At 35.6% G+C, this 19,144-nt stretch carries 22 protein-coding genes; 17 read left to right on the forward strand and 5 right to left on the reverse strand.

Annotated elements, in window-relative coordinates:
* Window positions 1-35: 35 nt before the first annotated feature.
* The 10 genes from EL17_RS02215 to EL17_RS02260 all read left to right on the forward strand — a co-directional run bounded on the left by EL17_RS02215 (window position 36) and on the right by EL17_RS02260 (window position 5,812).
* The gene (locus tag EL17_RS02215; RefSeq protein WP_164674915.1) at window positions 36-767 is read left to right on the forward strand and encodes a GNAT family N-acetyltransferase; all 732 of its coding nucleotides are present in this window, start codon (window positions 36-38) and stop codon (window positions 765-767) included.
* 224 nt (window positions 768-991) lie between these two features.
* The gene (locus EL17_RS02220; protein ID WP_035069529.1) at window positions 992-1,291 is read left to right on the forward strand and encodes a type II toxin-antitoxin system RelE/ParE family toxin; all 300 of its coding nucleotides are present in this window, start codon (window positions 992-994) and stop codon (window positions 1,289-1,291) included.
* Between the two features lie 2 nt (window positions 1,292-1,293).
* Window positions 1,294-1,578 (forward strand): addiction module antidote protein, encoded by a 285-nt coding sequence (locus EL17_RS02225; protein ID WP_035069532.1) that lies wholly within the window; start codon window positions 1,294-1,296, stop codon window positions 1,576-1,578.
* A 360-nt stretch (window positions 1,579-1,938) separates the two neighbouring features.
* Window positions 1,939-2,217, forward strand: coding sequence for a transposase (locus EL17_RS02230; RefSeq protein ID WP_035069535.1), 279 nt, complete (start codon window positions 1,939-1,941; stop codon window positions 2,215-2,217).
* 5 nt (window positions 2,218-2,222) lie between these two features.
* Window positions 2,223-3,068 carry an IS3 family transposase gene (locus tag EL17_RS02235; protein ID WP_262482636.1) on the forward strand — a complete coding sequence of 282 codons (846 nt, stop codon included), beginning with the start codon at window positions 2,223-2,225 and terminating at the stop codon, window positions 3,066-3,068.
* Between the two features lie 187 nt (window positions 3,069-3,255).
* Window positions 3,256-3,435, forward strand: a complete 180-nt coding sequence (locus EL17_RS02240; RefSeq protein ID WP_035069540.1) for a hypothetical protein — start codon at window positions 3,256-3,258, stop codon at window positions 3,433-3,435.
* Between the two features lie 74 nt (window positions 3,436-3,509).
* On the forward strand, window positions 3,510-5,060 hold the full coding sequence (locus EL17_RS02245) for an ATP-binding protein (RefSeq protein WP_262482637.1): 1,551 nt from the start codon (window positions 3,510-3,512) through the stop codon (window positions 5,058-5,060).
* Window positions 5,048-5,296: a KTSC domain-containing protein gene (locus tag EL17_RS02250; RefSeq protein ID WP_205623520.1), complete on the forward strand. Its 249-nt coding sequence runs from the start codon at window positions 5,048-5,050 to the stop codon at window positions 5,294-5,296. Before EL17_RS02245 ends, EL17_RS02250 begins: the two co-directional genes overlap by 13 nt.
* 4 nt (window positions 5,297-5,300) lie before the next feature.
* A complete protein-coding gene (locus EL17_RS23830; protein WP_205623521.1) occupies window positions 5,301-5,405 on the forward strand; it encodes a KTSC domain-containing protein in 105 nt (34 codons plus the stop codon).
* 113 nt (window positions 5,406-5,518) lie between these two features.
* Entirely contained in the window at window positions 5,519-5,812 is a 294-nt protein-coding gene (locus tag EL17_RS02260; RefSeq protein ID WP_035069543.1) for a WYL domain-containing protein, read from the forward strand.
* Window positions 5,813-6,223: 411 nt separating this feature from the next.
* Here the strand turns inward: EL17_RS02260 and EL17_RS02265 are convergent, their stop codons facing one another.
* Window positions 6,224-7,675, reverse strand: coding sequence for an alpha/beta hydrolase family protein (locus EL17_RS02265; protein WP_084166093.1), 1,452 nt, complete (start codon window positions 7,673-7,675; stop codon window positions 6,224-6,226).
* A 295-nt stretch (window positions 7,676-7,970) separates the two neighbouring features.
* Between EL17_RS02265 and EL17_RS23020 the strand changes: the two genes are divergently transcribed.
* Entirely contained in the window at window positions 7,971-8,123 is a 153-nt protein-coding gene (locus EL17_RS23020; RefSeq protein WP_240485921.1) for a hypothetical protein, read from the forward strand.
* A 326-nt stretch (window positions 8,124-8,449) separates the two neighbouring features.
* The gene (locus EL17_RS02270) at window positions 8,450-9,292 is read left to right on the forward strand and encodes a hypothetical protein (RefSeq protein ID WP_035069551.1); all 843 of its coding nucleotides are present in this window, start codon (window positions 8,450-8,452) and stop codon (window positions 9,290-9,292) included.
* A gap of 297 nt (window positions 9,293-9,589) precedes the next feature.
* Here the strand turns inward: EL17_RS02270 and EL17_RS02275 are convergent, their stop codons facing one another.
* The 4 genes from EL17_RS02275 to EL17_RS02290 all read right to left on the reverse strand — a co-directional run bounded on the left by EL17_RS02275 (window position 9,590) and on the right by EL17_RS02290 (window position 12,454).
* Window positions 9,590-10,720, reverse strand: coding sequence for a hypothetical protein (locus EL17_RS02275; protein ID WP_035069553.1), 1,131 nt, complete (start codon window positions 10,718-10,720; stop codon window positions 9,590-9,592).
* 396 nt (window positions 10,721-11,116) lie between these two features.
* The gene (locus tag EL17_RS02280; protein WP_035069556.1) at window positions 11,117-11,608 is read right to left on the reverse strand and encodes a DsbA family protein; all 492 of its coding nucleotides are present in this window, start codon (window positions 11,606-11,608) and stop codon (window positions 11,117-11,119) included.
* Window positions 11,609-11,615: 7 nt separating this feature from the next.
* Window positions 11,616-12,218 carry a vitamin K epoxide reductase family protein gene (locus tag EL17_RS02285; protein ID WP_035069559.1) on the reverse strand — a complete coding sequence of 201 codons (603 nt, stop codon included), beginning with the start codon at window positions 12,216-12,218 and terminating at the stop codon, window positions 11,616-11,618.
* Between the two features lie 59 nt (window positions 12,219-12,277).
* Window positions 12,278-12,454, reverse strand: a complete 177-nt coding sequence (locus EL17_RS02290; RefSeq protein WP_164674917.1) for a hypothetical protein — start codon at window positions 12,452-12,454, stop codon at window positions 12,278-12,280.
* 1,091 nt (window positions 12,455-13,545) lie between these two features.
* On the opposite strand from EL17_RS02290, the gene EL17_RS02295 reads away from it, so the two are divergent.
* From EL17_RS02295 to EL17_RS02315, 5 genes are all read left to right on the forward strand, one after another.
* Window positions 13,546-13,998, forward strand: coding sequence for a DUF3761 domain-containing protein (locus EL17_RS02295; protein WP_035069565.1), 453 nt, complete (start codon window positions 13,546-13,548; stop codon window positions 13,996-13,998).
* A gap of 26 nt (window positions 13,999-14,024) precedes the next feature.
* On the forward strand, window positions 14,025-14,846 hold the full coding sequence (locus tag EL17_RS02300) for an ion transporter (RefSeq protein WP_035069570.1): 822 nt from the start codon (window positions 14,025-14,027) through the stop codon (window positions 14,844-14,846).
* A 15-nt stretch (window positions 14,847-14,861) separates the two neighbouring features.
* Window positions 14,862-15,944 carry a DUF4236 domain-containing protein gene (locus EL17_RS02305; protein WP_035069575.1) on the forward strand — a complete coding sequence of 361 codons (1,083 nt, stop codon included), beginning with the start codon at window positions 14,862-14,864 and terminating at the stop codon, window positions 15,942-15,944.
* Between the two features lie 725 nt (window positions 15,945-16,669).
* Window positions 16,670-17,506, forward strand: a complete 837-nt coding sequence (locus tag EL17_RS02310) for a maleylpyruvate isomerase N-terminal domain-containing protein (protein WP_035069580.1) — start codon at window positions 16,670-16,672, stop codon at window positions 17,504-17,506.
* Window positions 17,507-18,638: 1,132 nt separating this feature from the next.
* Entirely contained in the window at window positions 18,639-19,130 is a 492-nt protein-coding gene (locus EL17_RS02315; RefSeq protein ID WP_035069583.1) for a HEPN domain-containing protein, read from the forward strand.
* Window positions 19,131-19,144: the final 14 nt, after the last annotated feature.

The following is a 19,144-nucleotide window of genomic DNA, read 5'->3' on the forward strand; positions in this document are numbered from 1 at the left end:
TCCCGTTAGCTTTAATTGCAAAAAGTAAGAACCAAATGAATGACAAGATAACAAACAACTTATTCGAGTTCTGGACACTTATTGGAAAATTAACTAATAAGTTGACTGAAACAGAGTATTATTCAACTATCTCAATGAGTGATTCAGATTGGCCAAATCGAATTTTTGCTTTAAAGGAGAGTGATAGTGTTATTAAAGAATTACTGAAGCTCAATCAGGAAGGAAGTATTCCGGATTTAATTACTGTAGACAAACTTAATAGCTTTAAAAGCAATAAAAACTTTGAGCTTCTATTTTGGCAGAAAAATATGGCTCTTAATTTGAAATCTGTTAATGTTGATTATAAAAGAGATAAGAATATTCAACAAGTAAAAACAAAAAGTGACTCGGTTTATTTCGCAAAGACTGCATCAGAGTCTTTTGGATACAGAGTAGATTGCGATGTTATTTTTAAAATTGCCACTTTCATGGAGAATGTTCATTTATTTAATTATATAAAAGATGATGAAAGTTTAGGTTGTGGAATAGTATTTTTTGATTCATATAATAATGCAGGTTTGCATATGATTGGAACTCATCCTAAAGGCCGAAGACAGGGAATTGGAAAAATTATGACTGAAAATTTGCTACTAGAAGCCATTAATAATGATAAAAATTTCTGTGTTCTTCATGCATCATTAATGGGAGAACCAATTTACAGAAAATTAGGATTTGAAACATATGGAGAAATTGAAATATATAAATTCTTGAAAAATAAAGGCAACTAAAGCTAACGCTGCATATACTCGACCACCGGGTGCAGTGGGAGCCGAGAGTTTACAGCTTTTATAATCTTCAATTCTCTGCGGATACTTCTCTGCTTTAAAACCGGTGGCCAGAGTATATGCTTAACGTTATGGCACATTTTAAAAAACCCCCATTAAAGACGAAGTAACTTTTTAAATATAGAAAAATCATGTAATTTTGTATCCAAATGAAGACAGAGAAGTGAATGTATTTTATTGAGAAGACTGTTGAATTTGACAAGTGGTTGAGAAAACTAAAGGATTTGAGAGCAAAAGCGAAAATTTTGTTCAGAATCCAAAAACTTGAAATTGACGAACATTTTGGGGACTGTAAACCCGTTGGTGAAGGGATTCATGAATTGAGAATAAACTATGCTAAAGGATATCGAATTTACTTCAAGGAAAAAGAAGGGAAAATAATTATTCTTCTTGTGGGTGGAGAAAAATCAACTCAACAAAAGGATATCGAAAAAGCAAAGGAAATTTGGGAAAGTATAAAAAAATAAAAATGGAAACATCAAAATTTGATATTGCAGATTATTTGGACAGCAATGAAATGATTGCTGAATATTTGAATTCTATTTTGGAGGAAGGGGATAATGATGATGTAGTTATTGCGCTTGGTCACATTGCAAAAGCAATTGGGATGTCCAAAATAGCAGAAGAAACAGGCATGAGCAGACCTAGTTTGTATAAAGCCCTATCAACAGGTTCCAAGCCTCAATTTGAAACAATAATGAAAGTATTAAAAGCTGTCGGCGGTCAATTAAGAATAAATCCCATATCGACGTAAAAAAAACGATGCCACAATCGAGGTACTGTCTTAAATTCCAAGTAATTTTTAAAGGTTTTTATTAAATTTACAATAGCGAAAAGCGGCGATTCTTTGCACGGAAGTTCATCTACTGTAGGACTGGTTTTTAACTTTTTAGGTGGATCCTGCGGATCCAAGCGAAAAGAAGGGCTAAGGTTCATCATCATCGATGTTTAAAAAGGAGGCTACAGGGACACTCTTGACGATTGTACTGGGCCAACCTATCCGATAGACAATTAATAAATCAGGCAATATTATCGCAGTTCATTGGGCCACTGAGCATACCCCAAAAATCGGGACAGTAAATTAAGTTAAAAATTAATCTTTAAATTTACTGTGATGACCACAAGAAGAAAATTTACATCCAAGTTCAAGACCAAGGTGGTTTTGGAAATGTTAAAAGAGCGTTCCTCTCTTGCCGAACTGGCCCAAAAGTACGAACTGGCGCCCCAGCAACTGAGCAACTGGAAGCGGGAATTTCTCAACGGAGCAGAGGATGTTTTTGAGAAAGGCAGCAAAAACAAGAAAGATCCGGCCGATGAAGAGAAAGACCAGTTGCTCAAGACCATCGGGAAACTCAAAGTCGAAGTTGATTTTTTAAAAGACGCCTTGCGCTAGAACCTCTGGCAAAACGACGCAGCATGATACGCAAGGGTCATACCGAACTGAGCCTGAAAGCTCAATGTAGTATTCTCAATATCCATCGCTCTGGGATTTATTACCAACCCAAGCCGGAATCGGAGCTGAATCTGGAACTTATGAGGTTAATGGACGAACACTATCTCCATCACCCCTACAAGGGAGCCCCGGGCATGCACACCTGGCTAACGCGGGACAAAGGGTACAAGATCAGCAAAAACCGGGTGGAACGTCTGTACTACCGCTGCATGGGGCTGCAGGCAATCATACCCGGCAGACATACTTCCCGAAGACACAAGGCACATAAAGTGTATCCATACCTGCTCAGGAATCTGGAAGTGACCCGTCCCAATCAGGTCTGGGCCATCGATATTACCTACATTCCCATGAAAAAAGGATTTATGTACCTGACGGCGATCATTGATCTGTACAGTAGGCGCATTGTCGGCTGGTCCATCTCGAACAACATGGATGCAGAATGGTGCAAGGAAGTGCTTGAAGAGGCCATCAGTCAGTATGGATGTCCGGAGATCCTCAATACGGATCAGGGAAGCCAGTTTACCTCAGAAGTTTTTACCGCAGCGGTAAAGTCTAACGATATCCGCTTGAGTATGGATGGAAAAGGAAGAGCAATTGACAACGTGTTTATCGAGCGATTCTGGCGAACAATCAAATATGAGAAGATCTATCTCAATCCACCACAGGATGGACTGGATCTCTATGCGCAGATAGAAGAATACATGGACTATTACAACAACCGGAGAAGACACAGCAGCCTGGATAACCAAATTCCGGCAGAAGCCTATTCCTTGATTGAACAGGTGGCATGAAACCGAGTTTACCACATTCCCACACTACTCTGAAAATCTAAAAGAGGATTTTCAGGTGTGGAAATATGGAAAACTCATCCAGCCTCTGTATACTTGAAGTTATTTCAAATCTGTCTTAACTATTGGGGTATGCTCACTAAAAGTAGCAGAGAAAATAGCAAAATTATATTAAAGCTAACAAGAAGAAATGACAATAACAGAACTAAAAAAATTGTGGTCAGCCTTTGGTGGTTTTCCTTCAAATTCAGATGATGAAATTGAAGTTGATTTCTATTGTTGGGAAAAAGGTACTTATCGTTTTGATAATTTGCATTGGTTTGGTGAAAAATTGCCAAATGGATTAGCAGTAGATTTTAATTTGTTATAATAAATACTATGGCATTACCCATAAACATAGATGAATTACTACACGGCAATACGGTTTAATGGGATCGGATTGAGCTGAAAAAAGGTTGGAATCCTGAGGATATTATTCATACTTTATGTGCATACGCCAATGATATTAACAATTGGGATGGAGGTTATGTCATTATTGGAGTTGAAGAAGAAAATGGAAAAGCTAAGTTGCCACCAATTGGTTTACACGTCCAAGAATTGGATACCATTCAGAAAAAACTGATTGAACTATCTCATAAGTTATTCCCTGTTTATATCCCTGTTTCTCAGCCCTTTTTAATAAATGGAAAGCATATATTGGTTGTATTTGCCCCCGCTGGAGATAACAGACCCTACAAAGCTCCTATTAGTTTAAGTGAAAAAAGAACAGAAAGAGCAATGTTCATCAAACGTGGCTCAAAAACGGTAAAAGTTAAAGATGGTTCTGATGACGAAAGACGACTTATTGAACTCACGGCACGTATCCCTTTTGATGACCGAATTAACCAAACTGCCTCCCTATATGATTTGAATTTACGTTTGATTCAAAACTATTTAAAAGAAGTGAGGAGTTCCCTATATGAAGAGAGTACAAAAATTCCATTTGCTGAATTGTGCAGACATTTAATGATAGCTAAAGGTTCAGACGAATTATTGCGTCCTACAAATGCCGGATTACTGTTGTTTAATGAGCATCCCGAAAAATTCTTTTCAGGAGCAAAAATCGATTTGATAATCCACAAAAATAAAGTTGGGAAAGACTATACCGAAAAGTTATTTGCCGGATCTATCATACAACAGATTAGGGATATTTTGCAGTATTTCAAATCAACTATTATAGAAGAGTTGATCGTTAAATCAGCTATGCAAGCAGAATCTATACGTTTCTTCAACTATCCCTTTCAAGCTATAGAAGAAGCTGTAGTCAATGCTGTTTATCATAAAAGTTATGAGAGAGAAAACCCTGTTGAGATTCAAATACACAAAGATAAAATAGAAATATTGAGTTTCCCTGGTCCTATGCCACCTATTAATCAAGCTATGCTGAAAAAACAAAGGGTAGTAGCACGAGATTATAGAAACCGTAAAATAGGTGGGTTTTTAAAAGAGTTGAAACTTACAGAAGGTAGAGGAACAGGATTGCCCATTATTCATAGTAGTATGGAAGAAAACGGTTCACCTCCACCTGTTTTTGAGACGGATGAAAACAACACTTACTTTTTGTGTATTCTGCCTGTTCATCCGCTTACAGAATCTATCTTAGGCTCTCAAGATGGACGAAGAAGAATCGAAGATAATCCTTTTAAAATCAATGATTTAACAGATGCAAACCCTTATCTACGTCTCCCTGTCTTTCAATTGGGAGACGAAGATAGAAATGCTATCAAGGATAGGGTCAGTGCTTCAATTATTAAGGTGCTTCAATATTGTAAAAAACCCAAATCGAGTGATGAAATCTTTGAAGAAATAGGACTTTATAAAAACACCAAAAATCATAATCATCATATAAAACCTCTCATTGAAGGGGGCTGGTTAAACCTAACCTTACCAAATAAGCCTACAAGTAAAAACCAAAAATATTATACGACTGATTTAGGTAAAAATTGCTCACAATAGTTTCAGGAGACCATAATTCAGGAATTAAAAGAATTCCTGTAGCGTCTTCAAACATAGCGGCTGTTGGGTATGACAAAAAAGCACACATTTTAGAAATAGAGTTTCATTACGGTGCGATTTCTCAGTATGTTGATGTGCCGGAAAAAGTATATGAAGAGTTGATGAATTCGCCTTCTCAAGGCGCTTATTTTATGAATGAAATCAAAGATAAATATAGTTATAACAAAAAAAAGTAATAATATGAAAAGACAATCAGTAGAATCCTCAAACCTTGCATCTGTTGGCTATGATGCAGAAAATGAAATCCTAGAAGTGGAATTTAAGCACGGTGGTGTATATCAATAATTTGATGTTCCCGAAAGTGTTTATGAAGAATTGATGAGTGCAAGCTCGCATGGTTAATATTTTGATAGAAATATTAAAAAAGCAGGATATGAGTTTCAAAAAATGTAAACATTATGAACGATATAATTATTGAAGCGATTGAAAATAGAAAAATATTGTCGTTTTTCTATAAGGAACATTACCGAGTTGTTGAGCCACATACATTTGGTATTGTATCAAAGGGCAATGAAAATTTATCTGGATTTCAAATTGATGGGACAAGTGAAAGTATTGTTGTGCCAGATTGGGGGTTGTTTACAATTGATAAAATGGTTGGCTTAAAAATCCTAAACGAAAGCTTTGTTGAAACAAGACCTAACTATACAAAAGGCGATAGTAGAATGGTTGAAATATATAAAGAATTGTAATTATGGAAACAGCAAATACCCATACCTCCTCGTTCTTATATTGAAAAAGGGTTCAATATTCAGCGTTGGACAGAAATGACAGATGGCGGACATTTTGCTGCAATGGAGCAACCCGAATTATTAGCAAAAGATATAAGAGAATTTTTCACCAGTTTGACAAATGATAATAAATAAGAGATTAGTAAAGCTGATATTACATCAAGATGTAAATCAAATCAAGATTGCGAGGTCTTCGGTTGCAATACAGATCAACAGTATCGCTGATTCCGTTTATTTATTATTGCAGGAATAGTAATTTATATTTAAAAAGCAATTTTGCTGGCTCGGTCTCGCTAGTTCCGACCCTGTATGCTGTACTCCCGAATCGCTTTACTGGACTAAACTTAACGGTCGATCCCAGACTGGTTTAATCTAGTTGATAGAATCTCCTTTATAGATGATGACCTCCAGCATTTCATATTCCGAGTTTAAGGAATCCAAATCTATTTTCTTATTCTTCAAGTGCTTGTCAAAAAAAGAGGTGATGACTTTGCCTGTAATTTCGATGGCCAAATCAGGATTGATACTACCAGCTTGGCTTAAAGCACGAACAGGAATCATATATGGAATGTCCATAAAATTACTATGGCCTGATTGTGCAACGGTTGCTTCATAAAAAAAGGAATTACTTTTATTAATATATGCATGTTGGTTTAAATTTTGATGATCCTCAGGATAATCAGCTGAAAGGAAAAGAAAGGGCTTCTGAAATACCGTATCAACTATCTGACCCCATTGATCACCGTCAATGTTTGCGCCAGCTTTAATTCTATTTCCTACTAGCAGGGATTCTCCGGCTGCTCCACCACCTCTGGAATGCCCAAAAACCCCGATATTGGATAGATCCAACCTACCTTCGAAGAATCCCGACCTATTCCATTCATCCAGTTCGTTCACCACATCTAAAATATCCACTGCCCAACGCTCAACAATATCCCTGACATAATAGGTGGTAAGGCCTTCCCGTACAGTTGGATGCCGTTCTTCAAATGAAAGTTCGCTTTCAAAGACCTCGATTACCGGCATCATTATATCCCATGTACCTGCTTCAATTTTTCCTGCGTATTCGTAATCGAAATATTTTTGAGTGCCGTCAGGGAATGTAGCTCCGGTACTTTCATAAGTATGGTTGATCGCAAATATAATATACCCATGACTTACTATCTCCTTGAGCAAAGCATAGTATCCATTAGCCTTGGAATTGTATCCGTGAGAAAAAACAAGGACGGGGAATGTTTCATCTGCTATCTGAGTGTTTCTATAAACATTTGTTTTAATTTTATCCAAATAATAAAGAAAAGAAGGTGGTAATCCATATTTTTGGGCAAATCCATCCCTTCCTGCTTTGTCAATATAGGGATCTTCTTTTCCATCGGCCTCTTTTGACGGATACCATACTTTTATCATAAACCTTCTGGCATCTGTGGTATCTTCAGTTATTATTTCTTCCCTGTCGAGCTCAAGTAATATGTCCATCGTTCCCACAGCAAAAGGGCCCGTGGTTTGAGGCAATTTGAAAACTGGTAAAATTGATGGGAAGAAAACAGCAAGTCCCAGGAGTATTATCAAACCGGTGGTCTTTAAAACCCGGACAAATGTTGAGCTTCTCTGATCTGATTTTCTAAAGGCAGTCAACATAGCAATTAGCCAGAGCAAATATGCTGGGATCATTTGCCATCGATATCCCTCAAATACAAGATGGATGACAAGAATGAGGATTAGAAGTCCAGTGACAAAACGTTGATGAGTTTTTCTCTTTATCAATCGGCTAAATACCAAATAGCTTGCTAAAACTAAAATCAATATTAACTCTGTAACTTGCATAAAATTTTCTCTGGATTTTAAAGTTAAAATTTAGGTTGAGTAGGTTCGCAATAGTTTACGTCAGGCAACCATTCTGCCACTTGTTTTATTTGGTATTAATGATGAAATTTTAATGGAATAATTATTTAGTTAAATCTAATACTATATTTTTAATTTTCAAATTTTTATTTAACTGGAAATGCTTGTTATAGAGATGTGAGGGGATAGAAAGTGAATTTGTTTTCTGAAAATATGGGCAGCAGATTGGCGAGTTATCTGGCATACGCAAGGAAGTAGCTAGTCCCTTACGATGGTCATGCTGAATCAACTGATCGCAACACACCCACAAATAAAAAATCCTAATGTCATTTTGGTTACAGACCGGATAGATTTAAATGATCAGATTACCGTGACATTTAAAATGATAAATTCCTGTGGAGAATGCGCAGACGGGCAATCATCTGGTTAAACTACTATCATGTATCAAGACTGGCTTTTGAATCGGGATGTTTTACTGCCGCTCTTGAAGATTTGTAATCTAGAAGCCAGATAATAAGGATTATAATCCGATTAGGTAATGGTCCGATAATTCCAATGATAACCCCTTCATGAAATTTGCAGCTTCACCTTTATTTTCATACCAAATTGAAATTGGATATTAAACCATCTAGGTTTTGGCGGAATAGCAATTCACAATTAATCATAAAGTTAGACTAATCAACAGTAATGTTTTTTTCATGATTATTATTTTTTTAGAATAATAATCGTTAATTTAAACCTTAATTCCAAATATAAATGAGGTTATTTTACACATACACATTGATTCTATTGGGAAGTTGCATTCATGCTCAGGATGAAGACATTTTTGTAAATACTGATGACTGGTCTAACGATGTGAGAAATATGCTCCGAAAAGATTTGTTGCAGCCAGAAGGAAATCTACATATGATCCTATCATATGATAGCGAAGACGAATCTACACTGAAAAGTATAAAAAAGTTTTTTTATAACTCAAAAGGACAGGAAATACTAAACCTTGGGTTTTCAGCACAAAATGATACAGTAACCGTTTGGATACCTCTATACAATCAAAAAAAGGAGCTTTCGGAACTAAAGACATACCGTTATCCTAATTGGGAATTTCAACAGAATTTAAGCGGAGTGAGGTTGGATGACCTTGAATGGAGCAGCACCTCCTTTTACTCTTATGATGTAGAGGGGAGGTTGGTATTAACAGAATTCTCGAGTCCCATATATGAAAGACAGCCAAGAAAAGCTCTCCATTACAATGAACATGGGCTTTTAGAGAAGGAAGAGTATTTCCAGCATTACAATCCTATTGGCTATACAGCTTATGTATATAATGAGGACCGGAAACTTATTAAAGAAAGCGAATTTTCGAATGGTGGAGATACTCCTTTAAGAGTTTATTTAATGAGGTACGATGAGAATGGTTTATTGGTGGCAAAAGAAACTGGGGAATTGTACAATGCAGACTTAGAACTAAAAGATGTTCACAAGTATGTTTATGATGATCAGAAAATGTTAGTAGAGGAAAAGGAATATTATCCAAATCTTGGTTTTCAAATGGTGCAAAGGTTAATCTATGTATATCATTCTACAAGTGAGCATGACTGAATGCGTCCAATGAATATGACACCCCTACTAATAAAATCCGATCCATATTGGATTATTCGTCAATTTTGGTGAATGATTTAGCCTGATCCAATGAGCACCATTTTTGTAAAAGCTCATACCCTACCCTGCCGTAAAACTTCCTTTTGATGGTTTTGGGTCTATTGACCTGCCCTATCAACTATCTATTGCTTATTGTTGATACAACAGTTGGGTTCACTGCTTCAAAATCAGATTAAATTCCTCCTTTCTGAAGATTGTATCCGTTTTAGTATGAGAGGTAATATTCTCCCAAATAGCCTATTCCTTCACCACCTGAAAAATCCCATACCTAATAAAATCCTCTTCCTTATCAGGATTAATTAGTTTTATTAAAAGAGAATTATTTGGCATAGCGATTTGAATTTGACCATATGGAATTTCCAGATCCCCACTAAGTTGTTTTTTTTGATCGAAAATGATAATCCTGTGGAAATCCGGATCATTAAAATGATGGTAATGGATTTCATCGGCTCTCTTTTTCTCAAAAACCCCATAAGGAATTTCTCTGACATAATCCAACACGAGGAGTCCATTATCCAAATAGAAAATTTTCGAATTGATTGAAGCAAGTGTGTAAGGTGGATAGGAGGGTAAACTTTTATCGGATATCGGAAATTTCCTGAAACTGCCAAAATCCCCATGATTGATTTTAATATTAGAGAGTGTATTCCCTGATTTTAGATCAATTGCTGTAATTTCATTATCCAGAGTTGCGGTTACGTATAGTCTGTTATTTTTTTTGTCTTGGGCAAAGATTGGCTTGTACATAGAATTGATAGAATTGTCCAAATGCTTATAAATTGGTCTTTCAGCAATAGGTGCCAAATGGTAAGTTTTTTGTGTACGCAATTCATGCAATTCTATAAGATGATGTTTTTCCAAACTTGTTGCTTTCATAAATCTAGCTATACCTGAAGGATAAGTAGCAAAAACCATTTTGTCTTTAACGTTATCTTTGTAGAAAAATACCAAAGATGTTGTTCCTCCATAGGTGTAAAAAGGGTTGTCTATAACAAACTTTTCACTTTCCTTAAAATTCAATTTCTTATCATATTTGATAATCTTATTTGGAGTAATTACCCAAATATCTTCTCTATCCGAAAACCCTAAAAAATTCATGGAAGAATTAAATTCTCCAGGCCCCTGCCCTTCCAAATTCTTGTTATGCAAAACTCTTCCTTTCTCATCAATCAATTGCACGACATGTCCCTTACTTTGGTTTTTAAATGCCAAGTAATGCTTATTGATAGGATCATAATCCACAATATTGATTGAACTCAATGAATTTATTTGAAACTCAGTTGTTTTTTCTAATCTGTATTGGGCAAAAAGAAAATTATTAATTGATAAAAAAATTACCGGGAAAATTTTATATATCATATTTTTCATGAAAATATTTTTTAGTTAACACAAAAGTAAGTAGATCAGTCTGTTGAATAGACTGATCTACTATCGAATTATAATTCTCAATCTAATATCCGCAAACACAGTCAGCAATAGTACCTGATTCACAATAAAATGTTGCTATAGAAGAGTGACATTTAGGAACTGCCATTGGCCTTTGCCAATTTGAACATTGCAAATGACAGCTAGCAGCCCCAGACCCACCATAAATCCCTGCCAACTGACTTCTCTGAAGCACCTCTTCCGAAGCAAGCTTTAACTTTCTTAAACTTAACTTTTTCATTTTATTAAAATTTAATTGTTTGTATAGTACCCCAGCCAGTTGAGGACACCAGGGAAATATGTCCAATCATCGCAATTGAATTTCTTCGGTAAACATATTTATACAAGTATATCTTTTAGTTCTTCTACACTAAAATCCTCAGGCAATTCATACCCGTTTATGAAAATAGTTGGGGTATGTGTAACCCCCTCTTTATCAAACCATTCCTTCATTGCCAAGAGTTTTACTTTTTGCTTATTAAGCTCTCCATTCATAGGGTATCGTTTGGCAAAAGCCTCATGATCCTTTTCCGGGCTACTGTACCATCGATTTAAAGCTTTCTGGGTAACCTGACTGTCTCCCTTACTGTCTATTGCTAGAAAATGGTTGATCACCTTTGTCCTAGGATCTTCCAAATCAGGATTTGAAATAAATAAGATTTGCAAGTCTTTACTTCCCTCTTCATAAAGCTTTTCCAATACCGGATGTGCCTTGGCACAAGGCCCACAATAGGGGTTGCATACTTTAAGTACATGATATCGTAAATTTTTATTTTGTAGCTGTATTCCCAACCCTCCTGCATTATTGGATATTCTCTTTGATTTGGACAAGAAGTATTCAAAAATCTATTTTTTTTTTTTTTATCTTAGACAAATTTCTCTTGTAGAAATTTAGTTGATTTTTCTCTTTTAACAATGGTTTGACAGTTATCCAAAACAAAACAGATGCTAAAAAAAGAGTAGAAAAATCAGAAAGTATTTTTAAATCAATTACATCCAATAAGTTAACTCCCAACCACACACACAATCCCTCCAGAATCAATAACGCCTGTATCATTATACAGAATCGACACCATTTCTTGATCTCCTTTGCCTGATAATAAAAGGAAAACGCAACTATCGGTAATGCCATCATACTCAAATACCCCAACAATGACATTGCGGCAGGATCGAATGAGCTTATTAATAAACTGAAGAAACCGGCAAAGAAATAGGCAAATGACAAAGCGCTTAAACTGAATTCTATTCCCAATGCTTTCATAGGATTTGATTCCAATACAGCTTCACAATCCACCTTTCCATCCCCGGTACAGAAACGCTGCAAGGAGGGGTTATGCCGGTCCACCTCATACCAAAGCACCGTAATAGATACAGCCAATCCGGCAAGTTTAAAAAACAGGTATATTATAGGGCTTATATTAGTCCATTTAACATTGAACAATGTTATTTCTGGAATGAACGCAAAACCTATCCATATAAGTAAGCTTATAAAGAAAATGGTTAAGATAGCTTGAAATCTTCTTTTTTTCCAAATTCTTCTTTATAACCTGGTTCTATAAAATCGCTGTTCTTTTCTACAATCAAGGAAACTCCCGTCCATTGATTCATAAATTCTCTTGGGCTGACTAGAACCTTTTTATTACTTTCATTTACATAAACAACTTCAACATCTGACACCAAAGTGATGTATAAAACAAACTTTTTCTTCCATCGGAAACCTGTACGATACATCGCAGGGGAAGCTGGTCAAGTTTTTCTATACCAATTTTCACCGGAAATTGATCTAATTTATACTTTTTCAAAGTATCTGTCTAAAACGGACGTCACTGGGTTCTTCTTCACTTTTGGTGAAAATAATAGATAAGATAAAGTTGACAAATTCGGAGCTAAATAGGTTTATAAAATGATTTGATCCTTAATTTGAACAGTAAACCAGGCTGTAATATCGACTATCAGCAATGGTCAGGTGGAAGGTCAGGTCAACAGGCTTAAAACCATAAATAGAAACATGTATGGGCGGGCTGGGTTCAGTTTATTGAAAAAAATGGTGATGTCTTACTAAGGAAATTATTCATCAAAAGAGACGAAGAACCCAAGATGGATCGGAATATGCATAAAATACTACAATTTAATTAAGGATGACTTTTTTTATATAGGGAAAAATTAATCTTTAATATGTTTATTTAAAGCGTAAATTGCAAAATTTAGATGGCTTTAATCCTAACTTTTTTGGTGGATCCTGCGGATCATAGCGAAAAGAGGGACTTAGATTCATCATTTCGCATGTCTAAACCGGAAGTCCAGATCAAAGTAACGATTTTAAATGGCATAACATATTATAATTAGGTTAAAAATCAGACAATATTCCTGAGGTCATTGGGCCATGTTTTATGAAAATCTAATAACCATATCTTCATACCCTGAGCAAAGAATGATATGATCTCCTCTCCTATTCCTTCATGGGAAATTCAAACTTTATGCTATTGACTTTTAAATAGATACGTATTATATTTAGGTATAAATTGAAAGTTGTTTATCACCTGGTTGTTAATAAGCCTCCGAGGAATCGGGGGCTTTTTTTCTATTCATAAGGGTATAAAGGAATAAATTATACGGTTTCCAAAAATAATCACACCTACTTCCCTATTACGATTTATAAAAAGTGATCTTCAACCAAAGTTATTTGTTTTACATAAAATTGCAGATACTATACCGCGATTAGCGTATTGTTTAGGTTGAATATTTTAAGTATTGTTGAGTAAAAAACGATGAAAAAATCACTTTTACTATTGCTTTACCTTGTGGCAATATCCTTTGCCTCGTTGGCACAGAATACTTTACAGTTCACCATCTCCAATTTAAACCTTCGCTCAACTCCCTCCCCTGAAGGAAATGTTCTGACTGTAATACCAAAAGGATACACCTTAACGGTGGAAAAGGATGCGCTGTCAAACAACTGGGTAAAAATCGAATATGATGGACAAGTGGGTTATGTCCATAAAAAATATCTAAGTTCCCGGCCTCTCACTCAAACAACTGCCGAAACAAATTCCGCAGAAAAATCCTATATCAATTCCAAAGGAGAAAGGGTACAATCCCCTACACATTACGACAGCGCTCCTTCCGGAGCCACAGCGCTCTGCAGGGATGGTACCTATAGCTTCAGCAGAAGCAGGAAAGGCACCTGCTCAGGACATGGCGGAGTGAGCAAGTGGCTGTAATTCAATTGTTTTACTTTTCCCCATAAATGATGAATGCAAAAGTAGTTAAAGGATACATTCATAGTCTAGTTGTAGTATCCAAAAAAGCAGGTGATCTAAGTTGGTATATAGACGTATTCATTGTTACTTTGATAATACTGAATGCAGTGGCTATTGTCCTGGAATCGATAGAACCCCTCAGACTCCAATACGAGGAAATATTTTATTACTTTGAGGTTTTATCGGTAATCGTTTTTACTATTGAATATGTTCTCCGCATTTGGACATCTAACCTGATTCCGGAATACCAAAAACCATTTACAGGAAATTTGAAATACGCGTTAACACCACTTGCTTTAATAGACTTAATGGCCATTCTTCCGTTTTACCTTCCCTTTGTGGGTGTAGACCTAAGGCTATTAAGGATCATGAGGATATTCAGGGTTTTCCGTATGTTTAAAATAGCCCGATATGTGGAAGCGCTTTCCTTTATGGGAAAGGTATTTAAAAATAAAAAGGAAGAACTGGTCATTTCTTTATTGTTCACCCTACTGCTGTTACTCGTAGCTTCCACCATAATGTATTATGTGGAGAATGACTCCCAACCTGAAAACTTCTCCAGTATACCGGAGACGATGTGGTGGGGCATTGCTACGTTAACCACTGTAGGGTATGGAGATATTTATCCTATCACGCCATTGGGGCAGTTTTTAGGAGGAATAATAGCTATTATAGGAATCGGCCTTTTTGCCTTGCCTACCGGTATCCTTGCCTCAGGATTTTCAGATGAAATATCAAACAAGAAAAGCAAGGGGGAATGCTGTACGATTTGTGGCCAACCTATAAATAAAAATCCAAATGAAATTTAGAATAAGAATAATTTATTGCCTGGAATTACTTTGAATCTTAGCAAAAGGGGGATCAGCACCACTGTTGGCATACCTGGAGCAAGTGTCAATTTCAACAGGCAGGGAACATTTCTTAATACCGGCATACCTGGCACAGGGCTTTACGACCGAAAGAGATTAGATGGCAAAAAGCGAATTAATCATTCTGAGCTACATGATGCTGAACATAAAACATTTCAACAGAAAAAATCTACAGAAACAGTAAAGTCAAATGTCAATGTAGAAGAAACCACCACAGAAGGACTTCAGGATCTTCGTACTGCATTGGTTTCATGCTTTCAGCTGCTACAAGATTTAAAAAAAGCGATCATCAAAGCCAAAACAGCTTTGCAACTTAGTCAGATACTTCTATACACTTCTAATTTTTTATTAGTAGGATTGATCTTTAAATGGTTTAAGGAAAAAAGAGATCAAAAACTGGAGTTTTTGACGGACCATGAAAAGTGTCTAGCAGCATGCTTTTTATACATCGATATTAATACAGATGATCAAATAGAATCATCCTATTTCGCTCTACTTGAAAGTTATAGAACTTTGCTGTCTAGCCAAAAAATCTGGGACATCACCTCAACCCAAAAAATAGACCAAATAGGTTTAAAATCTACTGCTTCTGAATCCATCCTAAGAAAAGAGGTAAAGTTTGGTTATGGAAACCTGGAAACCATTAAATCAAAATATGACGCACTTCATTTTGAAAACGCTAACGGAGGGGATCTATATATTTATCCGGGTTTTGTAGCAATGGTAGATGACAACCAAAATTTTGGACTGATAGACATTCGGGAAATGGAGTTCGGTTTTAAAACACAGAAATTTATAGAAGAAGAAGGGGTTCCCTCAGATGTTCAAATTTTCGGAACCACATGGGCAAAAGTTAATAAAAACGGCACTCCTGACAAAAGATTTAGGGATAACTATGAGATTCCGATTTGTTTGTATGGCAGATTGGAATTAAAAAGTAACACGGGACTTAATGAAGTCTATCTGATCAGCAACCACGAGAAGGCAAAGCATTTTTCTATGATGTTTGAGAGATATCAGGAGATGATGAAGTCATAATTTATCTTTGAAAGTGAAGCGCGTGGATCATATTTCTGAAGAACTTCAGCAGAAATATTCTACTGAAGTAAAATGGCCACGCTTTAAGAAATTCATTAACTATTTCTACATATGTCAAGCAATAAACGGTGTGATCTCCTCTCCGCTACCTTCATGGGAAATTCAAACTTACTGCTATTGACCTTTAGTTAAGATACATATTGTATTTAGGTATGAAGTTGAAAGTTGTTTAGTACCTTAGTAATAAAAGCCATCGAAAAATCGGTGGCTTTTCTTCAATTAATAAGAGTATAAAGAAATAATTTTTACGGTTTCCACAAATAATTGCTCCTACTCCCCTATTTCGATCTATAGAAAGAGGTCTTCAACTAGTGTTGTTTATATTACACAATACTGTATAAAATATACCTTTAATAAGGTATTGTTTGGGGGTGGGAAAATGGTTTTTTTGAGGAAGGATAGGAATTGAGCTGTTTTGATAGACCAATGGTATGTCTATATTTATAAGAAAATGACATGGTTAAACCTCTTCAAAAAGTGTAATTTATAAACCATGATCTTGTTCCCGGAGTAACCAGCACCAAGAAAGTATAAATACCCACAATGCAGGGAGGCTATGTCCAACTCGGATGTTAACCGCAATCTTGACAGGTTTATACTAGAATTTATTTTTTTTGACTAGATTACGGTTAAATCCTTTGAAGTTGTGTGTGATTTAAAGAAATATGAAGAAGCCACAGAAAATAGATGTGATTGCCCTTTTACCAGAACTTGACAAGATGCTTTTCAAATTATTGGAAGGATTGTCAGATGATGATTGGGACAAACAAACAATTGTTCCAAAATGGAAAGTGAAAGATATTGCTGTCCACTTACTGGACGGCAATTATAGGACACTTTCGATGTTGCGTGATAATTATTATGGTGAGAAACCGGAGGCTATAAATTCTTATGCAGATTTATTAGATTTCTTAAACAAGTTAAACGCTGATTGGGTCAAAGCAACTAAAAGGCTTAGCCCAAAAGTTATTATTGATTTATTAAAGTCATCGGGAAAAGAATACTGCGATTTTCTAGCTATTTTAAATCCTGATGATAAAGCTGAGTTTTCTGTTGCTTGGGCAGGTGAAAGTGAATCAAAGAATTGGTTTCATATAGCAAGGGAGTACACTGAAAAATGGCATCATCAACAACAAATTAGACTTGCAGTTGGTGAGGAGAAAGAGTTGTTAAAAGAAAAATGGCACTTGCCATACTTGGACACATCAGTCAGGGCACTTCCTCATCATTATCGAGATGTAAAAGGAGAAGCTGAGGATTTGGTAAAATTCACTTTCTTGGGGAAAACAGAGAAAAGTTGGTTTTTATACTATGAAAAAGGCTGGGAACTTTTAACCTCTATTAGTGCCGAACCTAAGAGTGAAGTAAGAATCAGAAATGAATATGCTTGGAAAATATTCACCAAAGGAATGACAAGAGAAGAAGCGATTAAATCATCGGAAATTATCGGTGATAAAAGACTTGGTGAGAAAATATTCGATATGATTGCTGTAATGGCATAAGAAGAATAAAACCACACACAACATTGTACAATAGCATTAGCAGTTGAAGTAGTAAATCAAAGGTATGTGCATTTAATGAAATTTGGTGGTGGCGGACAGGTAATCGCCATGAAATCTGCTACTGCCATTATACTTGACCGTTTTAGAACATATTGATAGTTACAGCTGGTTATACCGGTTCGATTTGGGTTCTTCGTCTGAGTTGGTGAATATTATCCTTAGTAAGATATCGCCATTTTTTTTCAATAAATTGGACCCGGCACGCTCATATATCTTTTTTTTGATGGTTTTGAGATGGTTGACTTGACCTTCTACCTGACTATTACTGATAGGCGATATTACAGCCTGGATTACTGCCTCAAAATCATATTCAGATCTTACCGCAAACCTGTTCAGCTTTCAATTTTGGGATTTTATTTTATTTATTATTTTCAATTGATATTAAACAGATTTTCAGCTTAATTTCTAAAACGGAGTCCACCGGGACACTCTGGACAGTGATACTGGTCCAACCAATCCAGGAAACAATGAATCAGGCGTTGCTTGCGGATATCCTTAAGACACTTTGTGATACATAGCCTGTTCTTTTAACTCTAAGTAATGGAAGGTATGGTGTACTCTCCACTTTCTAAAAAACATTCAACTTAGTCATTAATATTTAGCTAGATACATATTATTTTTAGGTATGAAGTTTTAAATTGTTTGGCACCCGGTTAGTAAAAAGCCTCTGAGGTATTGGGGGCTTTTTTTTAGTAATAAGGTTATGTATAATATTTTTTATGGTTTCTGAAAAAAAATTGCTCCTACTCCCCTATTACGTTCTATAGAAAGTGGTCTTTGACTAAAATTATTATTTTACATCATAATAGAGTAAATATACATAGAATAGGGTATTGTTTGGGGGTGGGAATATGCTTTAATTAGGAATGGATAGAATGATATTGCTGAAATGAATTTTATATTATTATTAAATTATGTTGTCTGATTGAGATCTATCCAGTAATTATCATCTAGATTGATTAATGAATAAAATATTAGCATCATTGGCCCCTGATAGAAACCATGTATTAGTCAAGGGGATAAAAGAGTTGGCAGCAAGTTTATTCGACAGACAATTAGCTGAAAATCAATCATGAATAATAAAGAATTGAATTATAAAATTTTCTTACAAGCTAAACGATTTGAAGATTCTGCTGAGTTACTTTTTAAATCAGGGAACTTCGACCCAAACAAGTATTACATACCTGCTTGGGTTATAGCGGCATTTGGACTAGAACTTTATTTGAAATCAATACTGCAATTCGAAAAAGGGACAAACAAAAAGACCCATATCATTAAAGGTATATTTAGCGAGTTGTCTGATGATTCAAAAGCTAAAATTAGAAAAAGTTTTATAGAGGATGTTTTGAGAAATTCACCACCTAATATTGAAGATATTGAAAAACAAGGTGGAGTAAGAATTACACACAACTTTGACAGTATCTTAAATGATATTTCAAGTTTGTTTGTCGATTTTCGATATATGTTTAATCAGAAAAATGAGGCAAAATCTTTTATGTATATTGAGAATTTGAGAAAAGTAATAGCAGGGCGAGTTATCGAATTAGGTATAGACAAACAATAAAAACCAGCTGTCAA

It is taken from the genome of Anditalea andensis, from assembly GCF_000714815.1.
GTDB classification, from domain to species: domain Bacteria; phylum Bacteroidota; class Bacteroidia; order Cytophagales; family Cyclobacteriaceae; genus Anditalea; species Anditalea andensis.